This window comes from Anaerofustis stercorihominis (genome assembly GCF_024623185.1).
Taxonomy (GTDB): domain Bacteria; phylum Bacillota; class Clostridia; order Eubacteriales; family Anaerofustaceae; genus Anaerofustis.
This window is the reverse complement of the sequence record NZ_JANJZK010000061.1, coordinates 1-1,241: the sequence shown is the minus strand read 5'-3', so window position 1 is coordinate 1,241 and position 1,241 is coordinate 1. Positions and strand designations below refer to the sequence as shown.

General features: G+C 42.5%; 1 protein-coding gene. It reads right to left on the bottom strand.

Annotated elements, in window-relative coordinates:
* Nucleotides 1-22: 22 nt before the first annotated feature.
* The gene (murG, locus tag NSA01_RS09985; RefSeq protein WP_257481311.1) at nt 23-1,132 is read right to left on the bottom strand and encodes an undecaprenyldiphospho-muramoylpentapeptide beta-N-acetylglucosaminyltransferase; all 1,110 of its coding nucleotides are present in this window, start codon (nt 1,130-1,132) and stop codon (nt 23-25) included.
* Nucleotides 1,133-1,241: the final 109 nt, after the last annotated feature.

Below are 1,241 nucleotides of genomic sequence, written 5' to 3'. Positions count from 1 at the left end.
GGTTCTTAAGGGACGGAGTCCCTTATACCAGCTTTTCGACCTGATCCACAATAAGTTCCGCACTGTTACGGTTGGAAAGAAGTTTCGCCCTATAGCTCATCTGCCTTAAAAGCTCTTCATTATCCAGTATCTTGTCCACCTCTCCCGCAAGCTTAACCGCAGTGAGATCTTTATCCAAAATCATTATTCCTGCTCCCTCCTTTTCCACTTCCTCGGCGTTTTTCCTTTGGTGGTCGTCAGCGGCAAGAGGATAAGGTATATAGATACCGGCAAGACCAACGTAAGTGATTTCCGCTATCGCTCCAGCTCCGCTCCTTGCGATAACAAGGTCAGCGGCGTTTAGAAGCAAAGGCATATCATATACGTAATCCTTTATCTCTACATTATGTATTTCCCCGAAGTTTATACCCTGCTTGTTTGCATTTTCCATGAACTCTTCATATCCCGCTTTTCCCGTTACGTGATAAATAAAAACATCATCTCTGTTTTTATATTTATCTATCAAATAAAGCATAGAATCATTTAAATTCTTTGCTCCGAGACTTCCTCCGAAACAGACTATCACTCTTCTGTTTTTATCTACTTCCAGTGTTTTTCTGGCTATTTCGCGATTATAAAGACCGAACTCTCTTCTTACGGGGTTGCCGGTATGAACCACTCTGTCGGGGTATTTTACAAATTCCTTAGTATTTTCAAAGCTTGAACAAACGACATTAGCCCATTTTGAAAGGGTCTTTGTGGTAAATCCGGGGGTTGCATTCTGCTCATGTATAAGAGTAGGCTTACCTTTTAAAGCTCCCGCAAGGACTACGGGACCGCTTACAAACCCTCCCGTACCGATAACGACATCGGGGTCAAAGTCTTTAACAAGCTTTCTCGCATCGTTAAATCCGCGAAACATCTTAATGAAAACTCCCGCCTTTTGAAGCTTGGAATAATATCTTTCAAAACCGTAAATCCTAATGCTGTTTAATTTATATCCTGCTTTGGGGACTATATCCGCTTCCATGCAGTCCATTCTTCCGCCGAACATTATTTCAGCGTCGGGATGTTCGTATTTTATTTGATTTGCTATTGCAACGGCCGGATAGATATGTCCTCCGGTACCGCCGCCGGCGATTAATATTTTCATAATTTTCTCCTTTTCTTTTTAAAGAAACAAACAGCAAAGGGGTTTCACCCCTTAAACCCCACCAATATTTATGCGCATAAATATTGGATAAAGTGCGCCGCTGGGCGCG

Excerpts from the sequence above, each read along its gene's own strand:
- murG (WP_257481311.1), bottom strand. The coding sequence starts at position 1,132 with ATGAAAATATTAATCGCCGGCGGCGGTACCGGAGGACATATCTATCCG.